General features: G+C 48.7%; 14 protein-coding genes. 11 read left to right on the top strand and 3 right to left on the bottom strand.

Annotated elements, in window-relative coordinates:
* Positions 1 to 20: 20 nt before the first annotated feature.
* On the bottom strand, positions 21 to 224 hold the full coding sequence (locus tag F6I03_RS06530; protein WP_070431072.1) for an SDR family oxidoreductase: 204 nt from the start codon (positions 222 to 224) through the stop codon (positions 21 to 23).
* 370 nt (positions 225 to 594) lie between these two features.
* Positions 595 to 1,167: a peptide deformylase gene (gene def / locus F6I03_RS06525; RefSeq protein WP_070431073.1), complete on the bottom strand. Its 573-nt coding sequence runs from the start codon at positions 1,165 to 1,167 to the stop codon at positions 595 to 597.
* A gap of 504 nt (positions 1,168 to 1,671) precedes the next feature.
* On the opposite strand from def, the gene pdhA reads away from it, so the two are divergent.
* The 11 genes from pdhA to F6I03_RS06470 all read left to right on the top strand — a co-directional run bounded on the left by pdhA (position 1,672) and on the right by F6I03_RS06470 (position 17,006).
* Positions 1,672 to 2,775, top strand: coding sequence for a pyruvate dehydrogenase (acetyl-transferring) E1 component subunit alpha (gene pdhA, locus F6I03_RS06520; protein WP_070431074.1), 1,104 nt, complete (start codon positions 1,672 to 1,674; stop codon positions 2,773 to 2,775).
* A gap of 2 nt (positions 2,776 to 2,777) precedes the next feature.
* Positions 2,778 to 3,770, top strand: a complete 993-nt coding sequence (locus F6I03_RS06515) for an alpha-ketoacid dehydrogenase subunit beta (protein WP_070431075.1) — start codon at positions 2,778 to 2,780, stop codon at positions 3,768 to 3,770.
* 112 nt (positions 3,771 to 3,882) lie between these two features.
* A complete protein-coding gene (locus tag F6I03_RS06510) occupies positions 3,883 to 5,535 on the top strand; it encodes a dihydrolipoyllysine-residue acetyltransferase (RefSeq protein ID WP_070431076.1) in 1,653 nt (550 codons plus the stop codon).
* Positions 5,536 to 5,546: 11 nt separating this feature from the next.
* On the top strand, positions 5,547 to 6,959 hold the full coding sequence (lpdA, locus tag F6I03_RS06505) for a dihydrolipoyl dehydrogenase (RefSeq protein WP_070431077.1): 1,413 nt from the start codon (positions 5,547 to 5,549) through the stop codon (positions 6,957 to 6,959).
* Positions 6,960 to 7,659: 700 nt separating this feature from the next.
* The gene (locus F6I03_RS06500) at positions 7,660 to 7,929 is read left to right on the top strand and encodes a UPF0223 family protein (protein ID WP_070431078.1); all 270 of its coding nucleotides are present in this window, start codon (positions 7,660 to 7,662) and stop codon (positions 7,927 to 7,929) included.
* A 12-nt stretch (positions 7,930 to 7,941) separates the two neighbouring features.
* Positions 7,942 to 8,739: an inositol monophosphatase family protein gene (locus F6I03_RS06495; protein ID WP_070431079.1), complete on the top strand. Its 798-nt coding sequence runs from the start codon at positions 7,942 to 7,944 to the stop codon at positions 8,737 to 8,739.
* Positions 8,740 to 8,961: 222 nt separating this feature from the next.
* Positions 8,962 to 10,803, top strand: a complete 1,842-nt coding sequence (gene typA / locus F6I03_RS06490) for a translational GTPase TypA (RefSeq protein WP_070431080.1) — start codon at positions 8,962 to 8,964, stop codon at positions 10,801 to 10,803.
* Between the two features lie 864 nt (positions 10,804 to 11,667).
* On the top strand, positions 11,668 to 11,985 hold the full coding sequence (locus F6I03_RS06485) for a DUF1507 family protein (RefSeq protein WP_070431081.1): 318 nt from the start codon (positions 11,668 to 11,670) through the stop codon (positions 11,983 to 11,985).
* Positions 11,963 to 13,201 (top strand): FtsW/RodA/SpoVE family cell cycle protein, encoded by a 1,239-nt coding sequence (locus F6I03_RS06480; RefSeq protein WP_083290572.1) that lies wholly within the window; start codon positions 11,963 to 11,965, stop codon positions 13,199 to 13,201. The genes F6I03_RS06485 and F6I03_RS06480 overlap by 23 nt, the downstream gene beginning before the upstream one ends.
* A 29-nt stretch (positions 13,202 to 13,230) precedes the next feature.
* Entirely contained in the window at positions 13,231 to 16,668 is a 3,438-nt protein-coding gene (locus tag F6I03_RS06475; protein WP_191622030.1) for a pyruvate carboxylase, read from the top strand.
* A 26-nt stretch (positions 16,669 to 16,694) separates the two neighbouring features.
* Entirely contained in the window at positions 16,695 to 17,006 is a 312-nt protein-coding gene (locus F6I03_RS06470) for a YlbG family protein (protein WP_210383791.1), read from the top strand.
* Between the two features lie 1,205 nt (positions 17,007 to 18,211).
* Here the strand turns inward: F6I03_RS06470 and F6I03_RS06465 are convergent.
* A complete protein-coding gene (locus F6I03_RS06465) occupies positions 18,212 to 18,304 on the bottom strand; it encodes a type I toxin-antitoxin system Fst family toxin (protein ID WP_141737858.1) in 93 nt (30 codons plus the stop codon).
* Positions 18,305 to 19,086: the final 782 nt, after the last annotated feature.

Below are 19,086 nucleotides of genomic sequence, written 5' to 3'. Positions count from 1 at the left end.
GGTCTATACTTTTTATCCTATTAAACTGCCGTGTAGCCGCCATCGACCTTGATGTCTGTCCCTGAGATAAAGGACGCATCATCAGAAGCCAGGAAGAGGATAGCAGCAGAGAATTCATCGACTTCACCCATGCGGTTAATCGGATGCAAGCTCGCTAATTTTTCACGGATCTCTGGTGCGACGGTTTCAGTCAGTGGGGTATTGATATAAGCCGGGCAGACCATTATGTTTGAAAAAAGCTAGCGGTCCTCTGTAAGCGAGTGAGTTGCCGGTAACTTGCGAATGAGGGCTCTGTTAGCAAATAGGAATCCGACAACTTGCGAATGAGGGCTCTGTTAGCAAATAGGAATCCGACAACTTGCGAATGTGGGCTCTGTTAGCAAGTAGGAATCCGGTAACTTGCGAATGAGGGCTCTGTTAGCAAATAGGAATCCGACAACTTGCAAACGAGGCCTCCTTTAGCAAGTAGGCTGGCGGCAACTTGCTAATGCGGCTTTCATTAACAAGTTGAAGCTCTACTAGGCAAGCTAGCTCACCCACACCATAATGAAAACAAGCTAGCCAGGGTCTGGCTAGCTTGCTGATCCTTCTTCTTTAATATTCTTCGCCCAATACGAAGGAGTTTTCGTCGAGGGAGAAGGGGTCGTCTGGGTTGATGTGGTCGTAGTAGAGGATGCCGTTGAGGTGGTCGATTTCGTGTTGGAGGACGATGGCGGGGTAGCCTTTGAAGCGTTTTTTGTGCTCATTGCCTTCCAGGTCTTGGTAGCGGAGGGTGATGCGCGCGGGGCGGGGGACGTAGCCTGGGACGTCTTGGTCAACGGACAGGCAGCCTTCGCCACTAGGCAGGGCAACTTTCTCCAGGGAGTGGCTGAGGATGCGTGGGTTGCAGACCACTTCTTCCATAATAATCTTGCCATCTGGGTCTTCCAAGTCAGGGATCAGGACCGCAGTCATTTGCTTGGAGACATTGACTTGGGGAGCAGCCAGGCCGACACCTGCACGCAGGCCGTATTTCTCAGCGATTTCTTCGTCTTGGCTGTTGTGGAGGTAGTCCATCAAGTCTTGGGCGAAGGCTAGGTCCTCGTCTGTCAAGGGGAAGGTCACTTTTTCCGCCTTTTTCCGCAGGGTGGGATGACCGTCCCGAATAATATCATCCATTGTAATCATAAGTTAACATCCTTTCTAGTCTAGCAAATGTCTTCCCTTCATTATACCGTTAAAAAGGCCAAATGTTTAGCGCTTTTGCTTAATATTTTCTTTAGCTAAAACAGTCCAAGAAAAAGCTTTCACCAAATCTGCCGTGAAAACGCTTAAAACAAGCGTTTTGTCTTCTTGTTCCACGGGATATTATAACAGATGCTCGCTAAAGACTGGTACAGGTATAAGATTTAATATTTAAATAAAAACTAAAAGTTCATTCAAAGGCCTGAGACCATGGCCTTCCTTAGCAATAAAGTCTTGTGAAAAAAAGCTCAAACTAAAGAAAAGACAGCCTTTTCATTCATTTTTCTGTACTATAAAAGAACTTTCACCTGTAAAAGCTATAAGGCTTGCTTTTTATACTTTAAAATGATACTTTATAACAGAGGGCTGCATTTGATTGATACAGAATTGAATGCACTTGATTTAATAACTGAAAGAATTTTTATTATAAGAGAGGAATGATTATAAATGGCTAAACAACCAGTAGATTATGCTGCGCAGTTGGAAGCAATTGACGAGCTTTTCCCAATGGTTCGTATTTTAGACGAAGAAGGGAAAGTCGTTAATGAAGAGATTATGCCTGATTTATCAGACGATGAATTAGTTGAATTAATGAAACGGATGGTGTTCTCTCGGACGCTTCACGAACGTTCTATGGCTCTCGCTAAGCAAGGACGTTTAGGATTCTACGCACCTACCTATGGGCAAGAAGCTTCCCAAATGGCGAGCTCTTATGCTTTCGAAGAAGGTGACTGGTTATTCCCAGGCTATCGTGACGTTCCTCAATTAATCGCTAAAGGACTTCCTATCTACAAGGGCTTCCTCTGGTCACGTGGACACGTGGAAGGGAACGACTATCCTGAAGACCTACACGCTATGCCACCACAAATCATTATCGGGGCACAATTAATCCAAGCCATGGGTAATGCTGTTGGCCAAAAATTAAACGGCTCTGACAATGTAACTTATGTTTACACTGGTGACGGCGGTTCATCCCAAGGGGACTCTTATGAAGGTTGGAACTATGCAAGCCGCTACAAGGCACCAATTGTCTTCTACATCCAAAACAACGGCTTCGCAATCTCAACCCCACGTGAGAAACAATCCGCTGCTAAGACCTTGGCTCAAAAAGCTGTTGCAGCAGGTATCCCAGGGGTACAAGTTGATGGTAACGATGCTTTAGCTGTTTACGCTGTGTCTAAACAAGCCCGTGAATATGCTGCAGCTGGTAATGGTCCTGTTCTGATTGAAACCATCACCAACCGTTTAGGTGCTCACTCCACATCAGGGGACAACCCTAAACTTTACCGGACCGATGAAGATATCGAACTCTGGACCGGCCGTGAACCACTCTTACGTATGCGTAAGTTCATGGAAGACAAGGGTCTCTGGAATGAAGAAATGGAAACTGAATATGTTGACCAAGTGAAAGAAGAAATTAAGGAAGCTATCCAAAAAGCAGAAGCTGCACCTCAACAAAAAGTTTCTGACTTCCTTAAGAATATGTTCGAAAACCCAGGTCAAAACATTAAAGAACAAATCGAACAATATGAAGCAAAGGAGAGTGAATAAGCATGGCTAAAAAGAACAACCGCAACAAAACAATGGTTGAAGCCATTACAGAAGCGTTAGACCAAGAAATGGCACGCGATGAAAAAGTCTTAATCTTTGGTGAAGATGTGGGTAAAAACGGCGGTGTATTCCGTGCCACAACAGGCTTATACGACAAGTATGGTGAAGACCGTGTCAGCGATACACCTCTATCAGAATCTGGTATTGGTGGTTTAGCCATCGGTTTAGCTCTTCAAGGTTTCCGTCCCGTTATGGAAATCCAATTCTTCGGCTTCGTCTTCGAAGTGATGGACTCCATCTCTGGTCAAATGTCACGTACTCGTTATCGGATGGGCGGCACCCGTCACATGCCAATTACTGTTCGCTCACCATTCGGCGGGGGCGTTCACACACCTGAAATGCACGCCGACTCACTAGAAGGTTTAATGGCACAATCACCAGGCCTTAAGGTCGTTATCCCATCAAGCCCATATGAAGCTAAAGGTCTCTTGACCGCTTCTATCCGTGACAATGACCCTGTTGTCTTCTTAGAACACATGAAACTTTACCGGTCATTCCGTGAAGAAGTTCCTGAAGAACAATATGAAATCGAATTGAACAAGGCTAATGTGGCACGCGAAGGGAATGACGTGACCATCATCGCTTACGGCTACATGGTTCGTGAAGCCCTGAAAGCTGCTGACGCCCTTGAAAAAGAAGGCATCTCAGCTGAAGTGATCGACTTACGTACGGTTCAACCTCTAGATATGGAAACCATCGGCGCTTCTGTTGACAAGACAGGCCGCGTGGTTATGGTTCAAGAAGCCCAACGTCAAGCTGGCGTGGGTAACCAAGTGATTGCTGAAATTTCACAACGTAATATCTTGAGCTTGGAAGCACCTATCCAATTTGTTTCAGCAGCAGACACTGTCTTCCCATTTGGTTTAGCCGAAAACGTTTGGTTACCAAATGCTGAAGATATCCAAGAAGCAGTGAAGAAAGCAACTCAATTCTAATTGATAAAGAACGCTTGGCAGCGGTTAGGGAGAACTTAACCGCTCCTGAGCTTTATGAGATAAAGGATAGCTTTGAACAGATACTAAGAGATAGAAGGGAAGAACTCTAACTATGGCTTACATTTTTAATATGCCCGATGTCGGCGAAGGCATGGCAGAAGGCGAAATCGTCGCATGGGACGTCAAAGTCGGCGACCAAGTCAATGAAGAAGATACATTAGTTGAAATCCAAAACGACAAATCCGTTGAAGAAATCACCTCACCTGTAACAGGTACGGTAACTAAGCTTTACTATGAAGAAGGCGACTTAGCAATGGTTGGTGAACCATTGATCGCATTCGAAGGCGAAGGCTTAGAAGACAACGAAGCTGAAGCAGCACCTGCTTCAACTCCAGAATCACCAGCCCAAGAAGAAAAAGCTGAAGATCCAGCACCAGCAAGCAATGGTGGCGGCTCTTACTACAAATTCCGCTTACCTGACGTTGGTGAAGGGATGGCAGAAGGCGAAATCGTTTCTTGGTTAGTTTCTGAAGGGGATACCATTACGGAAGAAGACTCCCTCGTTGAAATCCAAAACGACAAGTCTGTTGAAGAAGTAGCTTCACCAGTCGCTGGTACCGTTAAGAAGATCTTAGTAGAAGCTGGGACCATCGCAAATGTAGGCGATGTGTTAGCTGAAATCGACTCACCAGAACACAATGGGGAAGATGACGGCGCAGAAGATACGTCAACACCTTCTCAACCTGCCCAAGAAGCTAAGGCTGACGAAGGTAACGACGACGCAACAGGTAGCGCAGCTTCTGCACCTGCTACAGCTGATCCAAACCGTGTCATCCAAGCCATGCCTTCAGTTCGTAAGTATGCCCGCGATAAAGGCGTAGACATCTCCTTAGTGAACGGAACTGGCAAGAACGGTCAAATTACCCGTGATGACATTGACAACTTCGACCCAAGTGCTCAAGCTGAAGGTAGCCAAGAAGCCAGCCAACAACCAGCTCCAGCTAAGGAAGAAAAAGCGGCTAAGAAATCTCCAGCTCCAGCACCTACTGTTTCAAATGAAGACTTGGTTGAACGCGTTAAGATTTCACCAATGCGTCGGATTATCTCTGAATCAATGACGACTTCTAAGTTCACAGCACCTCAAGTATCCCTCTTCATGGATGTTGAAGTTTCTAAATTATGGGATCACCGTAAGAAATTCAAAGGCATTGCCGCTGAACGCGATGTGAAGTTAACCTTCTTACCTTATGTTGTGAAAGCTTTAGTCGCTGCCGTTAAGAAATACCCAATGCTTAACGCATCAATCGACGAAGAAAACCGTGAATACATCCTTAAGAAATACTATAACGTAGGGATTGCAACTGACACTGACAATGGCTTATTCGTTCCAAACATCAAGAACGCTAACCAAAAATCAATGTTTGAAATTGCTAACGAAATCAACGAAAAAGCTGCCCGTGCTCACGCTGGCGAATTAACCAACGAAGAAATGGGCGACGGTACCATTACCATTTCTAACATTGGGTCTGCTGGTGGTGAATTCTTCACCCCAATCCTTAACTTCCCAGAAGTTGCCATCTTAGGTTTCGGTGCCATCAAGCAAGAACCTGTTGTCAACGATGAAGGCGAGTTAGCTGTTGGCCGCGTTCTGAAATTATCCTTGACCTTCGACCACCGTATTGTCGATGGGGCTGTCGGACAACGCTGCTTGAACGAAGTCGCTCGCTTATTGTCAGAACCAGAATTGCTATTAATGGAAGGATAGGTTGATAAAATATGGTAGTAGGAGCAATGGCAATTGAATTAGATACAGTCGTTATCGGTTCAGGTCCTGGTGGCTATGTGGCAGCAATTCGTGCTGCCCAAAAAGGCCAAAAGGTTACAGTAATTGAACGCGAATTCCTCGGTGGGGTTTGCTTGAACGTGGGCTGTATCCCTTCTAAAGCCTTGATCCAAGCAGGTCACGCTTACCATTCTGCCTTAGAAGGCGCAGAAGTTTTCGGTGTGACAACTGAAGGAACAAACTTAGACTTTACCAAGACCCAAGATTGGAAAGACAACCAAGTCGTTAAGAAAATGACTGACGGGATTGGCTTCCTCTTCAAGAAGAACAAGATCGATGTGATCTGGGGCGATGCTTACATCAATAACGACAAAGAATTAACCGTTACGGGTGAAGGCGACGAACATCAATTGTATACTTACAACAACTTGATTGTCGCAACTGGTTCAACCCCAATCGAAATCCCAGGCTTCAAGTTTGGTGGAAACATCGTTGACTCAACAGGCGCTTTAGCCTTCGAAGAAGTTCCAGAAAAACTTCTCGTAATCGGCGGGGGCGTTGTTGGTTCAGAATTAGGGACAGCTTACGCTAACCTCGGTTCTGAAGTAACCATCCTTGAAGGTTCGCCACAACTCTTACCAGGTTTTGAAAAAGACATGGTTAAAGTGGTTCAAAAAGACATGAAGAAAAAAGGCATGACCGTGATTACTAAGGGCATGGCGAAAGAAGCGACAGACAACGGCGACTCAGTAACCGTTAAATACGAAGAAAAAGGTAAAGAAAAAGAAATTACCGTATCTAAAGTTCTCGTATCTGTTGGCCGCCGTCCGAATACGGCTGAAATCGGCCTACAAGCAGCAGGCGTTGAAATGGACGACCGCGGCTTAGTGAAGGTTGATGAACAAGGCCGTACCAGCGTGAAGAACATTTACGCTATCGGTGATATCGTGCCAGGCTTAGCCTTAGCTCACAAAGCTTCTTACGAAGGAATCGTAGCGGCTGAAGCTATCGCTGGGGAAAATGCAATTGTTGACTACAAGTCTATGCCATCAATTGCTTATACTGACCCTGAGTTAGCCAGCTATGGTTTAACGGAAGAAGACGCTAAAGAAAAAGGCTTGGAAGTTCACTCCTTCAAATTCCCATTCGGTGGGAACGGGCGTGCTGTGTCTATGGCTAACGCTGAAGGTTTTGTACGCTTGGTTGCTACTAAAGACAATAACATTATTGTCGGTGGCCAAGTGGTTGGGCCACAAGCTTCTGATGCTGCGGCTGAAATTGGCCTTGCCATTGAATCTGGCATGACAGCTGAAGATATTGCTTTAACCGTTCACGGTCACCCAACCTTAAACGAAGCAATCAAGGACTGTGCAGAAGGTCTTTTAGGCCAAGCTATCCACGCTTAATCCTTTTAGACAAAAAATTGATTCTATACACAAAAAAGAGCCTGCCCAGGCTCTTTTTTAATGGGGATAGGATTGGACTAAATACTTTGTGCTAGTGAGCATACGTTCCGTCTTGAGTCTGATCGTTAAATGTTTAGAGGATCAACACGGCTAAAGCCGTCTTGTACTTTATCCGTAAGTCGCTAGCGCTCCAACGGCTAAAGCATAGCACCGGCTCGAGCCTTGGTCTCTCGCCTAGCAAGATTCAAACGGCTCGTACGGCTGACGCCTACGCTCTGTAATTCGCATCTAGTCGGGTTCAGGCTAGCAGAAATAGGTCTTCTTCACAAAGATCCGCCGAAGACTTGCAGTCTTCTCTGGCTCTTTGCTCCAGAGGTCTATTTCTCCCGCTAGCCTTCACACCCTGGGGCTTGCTTATTCATGGCTAAGGACCAACTTCAACGCTCCACTCCTGCTCACTAAACGAATTGCAAAAATTTCGCTTAATAGTGGTTCTTATTAAAAAGCTTAAATTAGTTCTGCTTTTATTTGATAGGGGTTGGAGACTTTAACTGCTAGTGAGCATACCTTGCGCTTTTGAATTTGGGCCTTGAAACATTAGCGGATCAACACGGCTAAAGCCAAGCAATCCCCTGTCTGCCATGGCTTTCTATTTTCTGCTATAATAGAAGCAAATAGAGCGCTGAAGGGGGAATTTGAGATGGGCTATGCTTACCCACTGGATATGAATTGGACGACGGAGGAGATGACGGCGGTGGTCGAGCTCTGGCATGCGGTGGAGCTTGCTTATGAAGGCGGAGTTGACCGTGCGGACTTGCTGGCGGCTTACCGAGACTTTAAGGAAGTGGTACCCAGCAAGATGGAAGAGAAGCAATTGGGCAATGCCTTCGAGAAGGTGTCGTCCTATAACTTGTACCGGACCATGCAGAAGGCCAAGGCGACTGATGCTGGACGCGTAACCATGCCTTAAGGGGGAAGTAGAATGAATAGACAAGCCATTGAAGAACTCGTTCACAGCTGGGTGATGACGGCAGCGGACCACATCCGCCAGGGGATGGACCAAGGCCTGACGGTGAATGAGAAGACCAGCCACCAGGATATTGTGACCAATCTGGACGAGGAGACCGAGCGTTACCTCCGCCATCAGATCCAGGACAACTTCCCGGATGACCGGATTATCGGGGAAGAAGGCGAGGGCAAGCAGTCGGACAGCCTGGAGGGCAGCGTTTGGATTATCGATCCTATTGACGGGACGGCTAATTTCTACGGCCAACGCCGCCACTTCGCCATTATGCTGGCCCGTTATGTGGACGGGGAAGGCCAGTTTGGGGTGATTTACGATGTGGTCAATGATGATTATGTCGCTGCCTGGCAGGGGCAAGGGGTGACTTGGAACGGTCAGCCCTTCACCAAGACTTTTGACGACAAGCCCTTGCGCCAGGGGCTGATTGCTGGGAACGGGTCCTACGCCCTCCATAATACCCACCGCATCCAGGACTTCATTGACCAGGCTTTGGGCTTTCGCATTTATGGGTCAGCTGGCCTGCAGATTCTCTATGTGCTGAGGGGCGACCTCCTGCTCTACTTCTCGCCCAAGCTTGCTCCCTGGGACGTGGCAGCGGGGTCTGTGATCGCCCAGGAGGCAGGGCTTAGCTTTAGCCAGTTTGACGGCAGCAGGCTCGATCTCCTCCACAAGGGCTCAGGTGTGATCGGCTATCCCAGCGCCTACCAGCAATTCGTCAAGTATTTAGCGGTCGAAGCCGCCTGGGATAAAATGTAAAAATCCCCAATAAGCGCTAGGCAAGGCCTAGTAATAGTGATAAAATGATAAAGCAGATTTTTTGGTTCTGTACGGTGTGCTGTGTGCTGGTGACCATGCTTTGTGCTTGTGAGCGAAGGCCTTGGACAAGCAGAAGGCCAGGCACTATGTCACCACCAGCAAACGTATCGAACCATATTTGACCAGATAATAGAAGGAATAGAAAAAGGAGTTAAGACATCAATGACAAAACGCGAAGATATTCGGAATGTCGCCATTATAGCCCACGTTGACCACGGCAAAACGACCCTGGTTAACCAGCTACTAGAAAATTCAGATACCTTAGATGAGCGGGCGCACTTAGACGAACGCGCCATGGATTCCAACGACCTGGAACGAGAACGTGGGATTACCATCCTCTCTAAGAATACAGCGGTTAACTACAAGGGCACCCGAGTGAATATCATGGATACCCCAGGGCACGCGGACTTCGGGGGTGAAGTGGAACGGATCATGACAATGGTTGACGGGGTGGTTCTGGTTGTGGATGCCTATGAAGGGACCATGCCACAGACCCGTTTTGTCCTCCAAAAAGCCTTCGAAGCAGGGAAGACCCCGATTGTGGTTGTGAACAAGATTGACAAACCTGCCGCTCGCCCCATGGAAGTAGTGGATGAAGTCCTCGACCTCTTCATTGAACTGGGGGCAGACGAAGACCAAATCGAATTCCCAGTCGTTTATGCCTCAGCCATGAACGGGACCTCTAGCTATTCCGCAGACCCTGCCAAGCAAGAGAAGACCATGGCACCAATCTTTGACGCCATCATCGAAAATGTGCCAGCCCCTGAAGATAACAAGGACGAACCCCTTCAATTCCAAGTCTGCATGCTCGACTACAACGACTATGTGGGCCGGATTGGGATTGGCCGGATCTTCCGCGGGTCGATCAATGTTGGGGACCAAGTAACCCTGAATAAATTGGATGGGACCAAGAAGAACTTCCGCGTCACCAAGCTTTTAGGCTTCCTTGGTTTAGACCGGATTGAAATTGACCATGCGGAAGCTGGGGAATTGATTGCCGTGTCCGGGATGGAAGACATCTATGTGGGTGAAACCGTGACGGATACCGACGTACAGGAAGCTTTACCTCCACTTCGGATCGATGAACCGACCCTGCAAATGACCTTTATGACCAACAACTCACCTTTTGCTGGGCGGGAAGGGAAGTTCGTGACGGCTCGTCAGATCGAAGAACGCTTGAAGTATGAGCTCCATACTGACGTTTCTCTGCGTGTTGAAGATACCCCAGAACCTGACCAATGGATTGTGTCTGGCCGGGGCGAACTCCACCTCTCCATCTTGATTGAGAACATGCGCCGGGAAGGTTTCGAGCTCCAAGTGTCTCGGCCTGAAGTGATTATCCGTGAGATTGATGGGACCAAGCAAGAACCTTTTGAATCCGTTCAAATCGACACGCCAGAAGAATACCAAGGCTCTGTTATCGATTCCCTGAACCAACGCAAGGGGCAAATGTTAGATATGGTGAACGAAGGCCGCGGCACGGTCCGCTTGAACTACCTGGTGCCAGCCCGTGGGATGATCGGCTACGGTACCCAATTCGTGACCATGACACACGGTTACGGGATCATGAACCACAGCTTCGATTCCTACCAACCCCTGATTAATGCAGAAATCGGCGGCCGCCGCAATGGCTCGCTGGTATCCACTGAAACCGGCAAGGCCACCACTTACGGTATCATGAACGTGGAAGACCGCGGAACAATCTTTGTTCACCCAGGGACAGAGGTCTACGAAGGCATGGTTGTCGGGGAAAATGCCCGGGAAGAAGACATTGACGTGAACATTGTCCGGGCCAAGAACTTGACCAACGTGCGTTCTGCAACCAAGGACCAGACCGCAACCATCAAGGAACCCCGCGTCTTGAACCTGGAACAATCTCTTGAATTCATGGATGATGACGAACTCTGCGAAGTAACTCCAGAAACCGTCCGCGTCCGCAAACGTATCCTCAACAAGAGCGAACGTGCCCGCTTCAACAAGCGCAAGAAAAAAGCAGAAAATTAAGCAAGAACCGGCAGGAAGTGGAGGGATAAACCCCACTTCCTGGTTTTTTCTTTGGAAATGTGCGGAGAACAGGGTTTTGAATTTGTTCCTTTAATTTTGGAAGTCCAAGTCCAGCTGGCATCGTCTAATCGCTTAGCCTAGATTGCTAGCACAGCTAAGCTAGCTTCTCAGTGACTTTTGGGAGAAGTTGCATTGTTGTAAAGGGAGATGCAGTAAAGGCTGTAGAAACTGCAATGTTATGAGTGAAGATGCAGTAAAGCCCCGAGAAACTGCATTGTTATGAGCAAAGATGCCGTTTCCTAGCTTATAGCAAGAGCGAGCTAGCCTTAAGGAGACAAATCACATGACGCTCTGTCGGTATCTCGAGCCGCAAGCGCCACAAGCCCGCTCGCTGTGTCTCGTTTTTCTTGCGCAGGGGATAAGTCCCAACTTTCTCTGATCTTTCACCTCTCATTCGATCCAAAGTCCAAGCCCTAACCCGTTCAAAGCGAATAAAAACCCGAAAACTAACAAGCTTCTCATCAAGTTATGGTATAATTTCAAGTATATATGCTTAGTCAAGAATTCTTTACCATCTAGTGTTGGTGACGGTGATTAAAGTGTAGTGACTATTCCGTTTATTCTTAGGCTGTTTACTAGTGAGCAGTAGTGGAGTTTTGAATTTGATCGTTAGCCGTGACTAAGCAAGCGATGTGAATTAGGGATAGTCGGCGTTAGCCGTACTAGCCCTTTGAAGCTCGCTAGGTGAGGGACCTTGGCCCGAACCGGTGCCACGGCTCTTCAACGATCAAATTCAAAAGCGGAACGGATGCTCACCAACGCGATGTAGTAAAAATTCCAATAAAAAGAAGGAGGGGATAGCGAATGGATATCAATCAGAAGCAAGCAGAAGAGATCTTGCTTCATGAAGCCCAGCGCATCTCTCACTTAATCCTCAGTCAGAAGGAGCACTTGTGCTTTGCCCAGTGTCCGGCTTTCGAGGAGATTGTGGATACCCAGATGTATGGCTTCTCCAAGCAGGTCGCTTATGCGATTGCGATTGGTGCGATTTCAAAAAATAAAGGCCATCAAATTATTCGAGAACTGGAAGATACCCTCAACCAGGTCTATACGGAGATTTTTGAAGAGGGCCAATTCTACCATGTAGAGGGGGACCACCGTGTCAACAGAAAAGACTCATAAGTCCAAGACACAAGGATTGGCGTCAGCAATCAAACGGGCCTACCGGGAGCTGAACCTATCGATCTTCCTGCCCTATATGGTCCTATCCATTATTGGCCTGATCATGGTCTTCTCGGCCTCTGCCTACCGGGCCATTTCGGAGGGTAATGACGTGACCTACTATGTCATCCGCCAGCTGATCTTTATGGTCCTCGGTCTAGGGGTGACCCTGCTGATCTACCGCTTGCGGGTTACGGTCTTTCGCAGCCAGGCCTTCAAGAAGCTGGCCCTGGTCGTTATCAGCCTGGCCCTGGTCTTCGTCCTTATCTGGGGGGAAGAGATCAACGGGGCCAAGGGTTGGATCGACCTCTATGTGATCTCCATCCAACCGATCGAGTTCGCTAAGCCGGTCCTGGTCTTGCTTTTGGCGGATTATTTCAGCCGTTACCAGGAAGATTTCGCGAAGAACACCGGCTGGAAGGGCTTCTTCCGGGTGGTCGGCCGCCATCCCATCGTGCCGGCCGCCATCTTGCTCTGGCTAGGCATTGCGGTCAGTCTCCCGGATATCGGGGGCTTCGGCCTGCTCCTAGTCATTGCTAGCTTGATGGTCCTTGGTTCAGGCATCCCGTCCAAGTTGGTCAAGGCCCTGACAGGTATTGCGATAGGGGCCTATGCCCTCTTAGTCTTAGGCGTCCGCCTGGCCAACCACTTGGGCTGGACCTCATCCAACTACCGGATCCAGCGTCTGCTCAGCTTCGTCAACCCCTTCCCTGAGGCCCAGGGGATCGGCCACCAACTGGTCAATTCCTACTATGCCCTCAAGGGGGGCGGCTTCTTCGGCCGCGGCCTGGGGAATTCCGTGCAGAAGCTGGGCTACCTGCCTGAAGCCCATAACGACTTCATCATGGCCATTGTGGGGGAGGAGTTGGGACTCCTAGGCCTCGTCTTTATTCTGGGCCTCTACTTCTACCTCACCATCTATCTCTATTACCGGGCCCAAAAAGCTCGGACCGTCTATATCCAAATGCTCTTAATCGGGATTGCCTCCTACTTCCTCATCCAGGCTGTGATTAACCTGGGCGGGGTGAGCGGGCTCCTGCCTATCACGGGGATTACCTTCCCCTTTATTTCATACGGGGGGTCCTCGGTCCTCACCACAGCTATTATGGTGGGGCTGGCCCTCTCTGCTAGCCGGGCCGACCGCTTTGGCCATCCCAAGAGACGTCAATCCAAGTAGCCAAGTATTAACCAAAGGGGAGTGTCAATATGATTAAAAAAGTCCTAGTCGCCAACCGTGGGGAAATTGCTATCCGCGTCTTCCGGGCCTGTTTTGAATTAGGCTTGGAAACAGTCGCTATCTTCGCCAAGGAAGATGAGAATTCTGTCCACCGCTTCAAGGCGGATGAATCCTACCTGGTTGGAGAAGGCAAGAAACCTGTTGAAGCCTATCTGGATATCGAAGACATTATCCGGATTGCCAAAGACACCGGTGCGGATGCTATCCATCCCGGCTATGGTTTCTTATCTGAGAATGTCGACTTCGCCCGTCGCTGCCAGGAAGAAGGCATTATCTTCATTGGGCCTAAAGTAGAAACCCTGGATATGTTCGGGGACAAGGTCAAGGCCAAGAAGGCAGCCCGTGCGGCAGGCATCCGGGAAATCCCAGGGACACCGGGACCGGTCGAATCTGTCGAAGAAGTCCGTGACTTCGCTAAAGAAGCCGGCTATCCGATCATGGTCAAGGCAGCCAATGGGGGTGGGGGCCGCGGCATGCGGGTTGTCCGCTCGGATGACGAACTCGAAGAACAATACGAGACAGCCTCCAATGAAGCCCTCAAGGCATTTGGCTCAGGCGTCATGTATGCGGAGAAGTATATCGCGAATCCTAAGCACATTGAAGTTCAGATCCTCGGCGACCAGCACGGCCACGTGATGCACCTCTGGGAGCGGGACTGCTCCGTCCAACGCCGCCACCAAAAAGTCGTTGAAGTAGCTCCAACCGTTGGCCTACCCATGGAAGTCCGCCACGAGGTCTGCGATGAAGCAGTCCGCCTCATGTCCCATGTCGGCTATCAGAATGCCGGGACAGTGGAATTCCTGCTCGACGGCCACGACTTCTACTTCATCGAAGTCAACCCCCGGGTCCAAGTGGAACACACCATTTCCGAAGAAATTACTGGGGTGGATATTGTCAAAGCCCAGATCCGGATTGCGGACGGGGAATCTTTTGAAGCGATCGGCCTGCCCAAGCAAGAAGACCTGCCGCTCATGGGCTATGCTATCCAATGCCGGATCACAACGGAAGACCCGGCCAATAACTTCTTCCCCGATACCGGTAAGATCAACACCTACCGGTCACCAGGGGGCTTCGGCTTGCGCTTGGATGCGGGGAACGGCTATCAGAATGCGGAAGTCTCTCCTTACTATGACTCCATGGTGACCAAGCTGATCGCCCATGCCATGACCTTCGAAGAAACCGTGGCCAAGATGACCCGGGCCCTGCGCGAGTACCGGATCCGCGGCGTGAAGAACAATATTCCCTTCCTCTTGAATGTGGTCCGTCATGAAGAATTCCTGTCCGGCCAAGCCACGACCCTCTTCATCGACCATACCCCATCCCTCTTCGAATTCCCGAAAGAGAAGAACCGCGACCGGGGCAACAAGATCCTCCGCTATATCGCCGAAACCACCATCAATGGCTTCCCTGGCCTCAAACGCGGGGAGAAACCCCACTACACCAAGGCCCAGCTGCCTAAGGACCTAGCGGAAGTTACAACAGACGGTCCCACGGCCAAGCAGGTCCTCGATCAGGACGGGGTCAAGGCGGTTCAAGACTTTGTCAAGAATAAGCAAGAACTCCTCTTGACCGACACCACCATGCGGGATGCCCACCAGTCCCTGATTGCGACGCGGATGCGGACCCGGGACATGGTCAAGGCGGCCCAAGTGGCAGAAGAAGCCAATCCGAACTTTTTCTCCATGGAAGTCTGGGGTGGGGCGACCTTCGATACCGCCTACCGCTTCTTAACCGAAGACCCTTGGGAACGCTTGGAGAAATTCCGCCAAGCTATGCCGAATACCCTCCTGCAGATGCTCTTTAGAGGGTCCAATGCCGTGGGTTATACCGCCTATCCAGACAATGTCCTGGAAGCCTTTATCAAGCAGTCTGCTGCATCAGGTATTGACGTCTTCCGGGTCTTCGACAGCCTGAACTGGATCAAGCAGATTGAGAAACCTCTCCAATTCGTCAAGGATACCGGGAAAATTGCCGAAGCCGCCATGTGCTATACCGGGGATGTCCTCAATCCTGACCGGCAAAAATACTCCACGGACTACTATGTCAACTTCGCCAAGGACTTGGTGAGTGCAGGGGCTGATATCATTGCCATCAAGGACATGGCCGGCCTGCTCAAGCCCCAAGCTGCCTATGCCCTGATTTCTGAACTCAAGGCAGCGGTCGATGTGCCGATCCATCTCCATACCCACGATACAGCGGGCAATGGGATTATCACCTATGCGGAAGCGGCACGGGCTGGCGTGGATATTGTGGACGTGGCGACTTCTGCCTTCTCCTCAACCACCAGCCAACCGAGCATGACGACCCTCTACTATGCCCTGGAACACGATGACCGCCGTCCAGCCCTGAACGTGGACAATGCGCAAAAGATGAACCACTACTGGTCAGGCGTCCGGGCCTACTACAATGACTTCGCTTCCGGACTCAAGGTCCCAGAAACCGAGATCTACAAGACCGAAATGCCGGGTGGCCAGTACACCAACCTCCAACAACAAGCCATTGGGGTGGGGCTAGAAGACCGCTGGGAAGAAATCAAGGTCATGTACCATGATGTCAACATGCTCTTCGGCGATATTGTGAAGGTGACCCCATCTTCTAAGGTCGTTGGGGACATGGCCCTCTTCATGGTCCAAAACAAGCTCAGCATTGACGACTTCTTCGAACGCGGCAAGAGCCTGGACTTCCCAGACTCTGTCATCAAGTTCTTCCAAGGCGACCTGGGCCAACCCGTGGGCGGCTTCCCGAAAGATGTTCAAGAGATCATCCTCAAGGGCGCCCCTGCAACGACCGAACGTCCCGGTGCTCTTTTAGACCCTGTGGACTTCGATGCCGTCCGTGATGAATTGGCAGAACAAGTGGATATTGAAATCACCGACCAAGACTTACTGGCCTATCTCATGTATCCTAAGGTCTTCGTTGACTATTGCAAGAAGCTGGACAATTATTCCGACCTCTCCAATATCGATACCCCAACCTTCTTCCGCGGCATGCAGCCCGGTGAAACTGTCTCGGTAGAGATTCAAAAGGGTAAGGTCTTACGGATTAAACTGATCCAAGTGGGCGCAGCCAACCACCTAGGTGAACGGATTGTCTACTTCGACCTCAACGGCCAACGCCGGGAAATCACGGTCAAGGATACGACCATCAAGACCACCGTGGCCCTCCGTCCAAAAGCTGACCCATCCAACCGTGGCCATATCGGGGCTACCATGCCTGGAACCATTGTGAAGGTGTCCTGCGAACAGGGCGACAAGGTCAAGGTGGGCCAAACCATCCTGGTGACGGAAGCCATGAAGATGGAAACCACCGTCAAGGCCCCAGTCAACGGGACCATCAAGGCCATCCACGTCCAAGCCGGTGACCAAGTCGACTCCAATGACCTGCTGATCGAAATTGAAAAAGACTAGTGACGATCCCAAGGGAGGTGATGCCAGTGGCAGAATACGATAAACGACAAGACCGGGCGGGACTCATTGTCTGGCTCCATTCCACCAAGCACACCCGCCCCCTGCAGAAGTATGGCTATGTCTACTATATCTCCTACAAGCTCAAGTACGCCGTCGTCTACACCCCTGTGGAAGACCTCGAGCGTACCATGCAAAAAATCAGCAAACTCAAATTCGTCCGCCAAGTCGACGAATCCCCCCGCCAGGAGATCAACACCCAGTTCGACCAGGTGCTGGGGGAACTGAAAGAGCGTATGCCTAAAGACGATGGGTTGCCGGAGATGAAATATCGCTTCTAGAAAAGGGTGTGAGAGGATGCGGGAGAAAGGGACCTCTGGAGTAAAAGGCTAGAGAAGCTCAGAGAGCTTCGGCAGCCTTTTGCGAAGAGGAGCCCTTTCTGCATCCTCGAACCCGACTAGGATGAGTAAGTAAATGGTGCTAGTGAGCATCCGTTCCGTTTTTGAATTTGGCCCTTAAAAAGCCATGGCACCGGTTCGGGCAGCTTCAGCTCTTGGAGCGAAGCGACTTAGAGATGAAGTTCAAGGCTGCGACAGCAGCGTTGCTACATCCTCTTCGCCTAGCAAATCTCAAACGGACCGTACGGCTTTCGCCTACTATCCCTAATTCGCATCTAGTCGGGTTCGGTCTGGCAGCTTTCCTGTCACTTCACAAGTCTCCGCCGCAGTCTTTCAGACTGCTCTGGTGACTTGCTCCAGTGAAGGAAAGCTAAACGCCAGCCCTCACACCCTGGAGCTTGCTTGTTCATGGCTAAGGACCAACTTCAAAACTCCACTCCTGCTCACAATCCTAAAGTAAATTATTATTGCATAGCAGTTAGCTATTTCAAGGATAATGGATGGAGAGGCTGCTCAAAAATGAATTGATAAAAACCAGGTAATTGTGCCTGGTTTTTATTGTGCCCCTTGATCTAACTAGTGCTAGGGAGCGTGAGTTTCTTTTTGACTTTGATCATTAAATATTTAGAGACTCAATTTGGGCTTGCTTCGTAGGCTGTGAAGTGCTTTCTGGAAATTGCCGGCTTCAATTTGCGTTCAAAGCTCCTATGTGCAATTTGCTACTTTCTATTTGCTTTTGAGCTTCCTGCATGCAAATAGATATTTTCTATTTGCGCTCGGACTTCCCACATGCAAATAGCCACTCTCTATTTGCGTTCAGAGCTCCTGTATGCAAATTGTTATTTTCTATTTGCAGAGAGAGCCGTCAAAAGCAAATTACTAGCTTGTAAGTCCCAGATTTTCTCACACCATGATGATACCCAATTCCAAGGCTTCACTCCTGTTCATTAAGCTGAATGACATTAATATTAAAAAAGAGGAGCTTGATGGCTTCCTCTTTCTGCTTTATATGTTATAATAAATGTGTGGAACGCGATGATGGCGTTCATAACTAACACAATACCCCCGGGAGTTGGTGGCTCCTGGGGGTATTTTTTTCGCTCAGAGGTGGGCTAAGCGTGTGCGGTTGAGATTGGGCTAGTCGATTGTCACTTCTTGTTCAACCACCAAGAAAATAACTCGATGAGTATTCCCACAATTAGTGGTGCGACAATCAACACGATGATGGCATTAATTGACATAACTAACACCTCCCCTCTAGGGAGTTAGCCCATACCAAATGATATCATAAATAAGGCTCAACGATTAAAATATTCATTAAGTGCTTATCTACACCCTGAAATTTATTAGACCTGACCAAGATTAAAGCTGAAAAATCACTTAAATTAAGTCTATATTCGAAAGTCCACAACCAATTATTCGATAAGTCCAATGTCAAAAGAGGAGAGGTCGAATTTCTTCATTTCCATGAACGCGATGATGGCGTTCATAACTAACACAATACCCCCGGAGTATGTGGCTCCTAGGGGTATTTTTTTGGTTTTGATGGGGTTGATTCCGGGACTAATTTTGTGCGTGATTGGGTCATGAATGTTTTTTGGCTTTAGTATGGGAAACGAAACTCTTAATATAAATGCAAATTATGTACACGCTACCATTAGAATACGATGAGAAAAAATTTCAAAATAGGAACGAAAGGCTGATTTAAACTCTTCTTTGGCTAGTGATCGTCTTTATGAGTACAAAACAACAGATATTATGAATGCATTCTTAGTTTGCTTTTGCTATCGTGAAATAATTCTTATATGATAGACTTGTCAAATGATGACCATTTGATAAAGTTTTGCTAGAAGTTAAGATTTTGGTCAATAGAAGAACAATCTGAACTAAATGAATTTGAACTGCCCCCTGTCAAGTAGACAGGCAAATAAATAAATTTTTACCATGTGTGATTTTTGTCATGCATGGTTTTTATTTTGGATTTTAAAATAGAATTTATCAGTGAATACGATATTTCATAACA

This window comes from Aerococcus sanguinicola, from assembly GCF_008726925.1.
In the GTDB taxonomy this organism is placed as follows: Bacteria; Bacillota; Bacilli; order Lactobacillales; family Aerococcaceae; genus Aerococcus.
The sequence above is the reverse complement of the archived record's forward strand: the minus strand, read 5'-3'. Positions and strand labels throughout refer to the sequence as shown.

Coding starts and splice junctions, on each gene's coding strand:
- F6I03_RS06530 (WP_070431072.1), bottom strand. CDS start 224: ATGGTCTGCCCGGCTTATATCAATACCCCACTGACTGAAACCGTCGCA.
- def (WP_070431073.1), bottom strand. CDS start 1,167: ATGATTACAATGGATGATATTATTCGGGACGGTCATCCCACCCTGCGG.
- pdhA (WP_070431074.1), top strand. CDS start 1,672: ATGGCTAAACAACCAGTAGATTATGCTGCGCAGTTGGAAGCAATTGAC.
- F6I03_RS06515 (WP_070431075.1), top strand. CDS start 2,778: ATGGCTAAAAAGAACAACCGCAACAAAACAATGGTTGAAGCCATTACA.
- F6I03_RS06510 (WP_070431076.1), top strand. CDS start 3,883: ATGGCTTACATTTTTAATATGCCCGATGTCGGCGAAGGCATGGCAGAA.
- lpdA (WP_070431077.1), top strand. CDS start 5,547: ATGGTAGTAGGAGCAATGGCAATTGAATTAGATACAGTCGTTATCGGT.
- F6I03_RS06500 (WP_070431078.1), top strand. CDS start 7,660: ATGGGCTATGCTTACCCACTGGATATGAATTGGACGACGGAGGAGATG.
- F6I03_RS06495 (WP_070431079.1), top strand. CDS start 7,942: ATGAATAGACAAGCCATTGAAGAACTCGTTCACAGCTGGGTGATGACG.
- typA (WP_070431080.1), top strand. CDS start 8,962: ATGACAAAACGCGAAGATATTCGGAATGTCGCCATTATAGCCCACGTT.
- F6I03_RS06485 (WP_070431081.1), top strand. CDS start 11,668: ATGGATATCAATCAGAAGCAAGCAGAAGAGATCTTGCTTCATGAAGCC.
- F6I03_RS06475 (WP_191622030.1), top strand. CDS start 13,231: ATGATTAAAAAAGTCCTAGTCGCCAACCGTGGGGAAATTGCTATCCGC.
- F6I03_RS06465 (WP_141737858.1), bottom strand. CDS start 18,304: ATGTCAATTAATGCCATCATCGTGTTGATTGTCGCACCACTAATTGTG.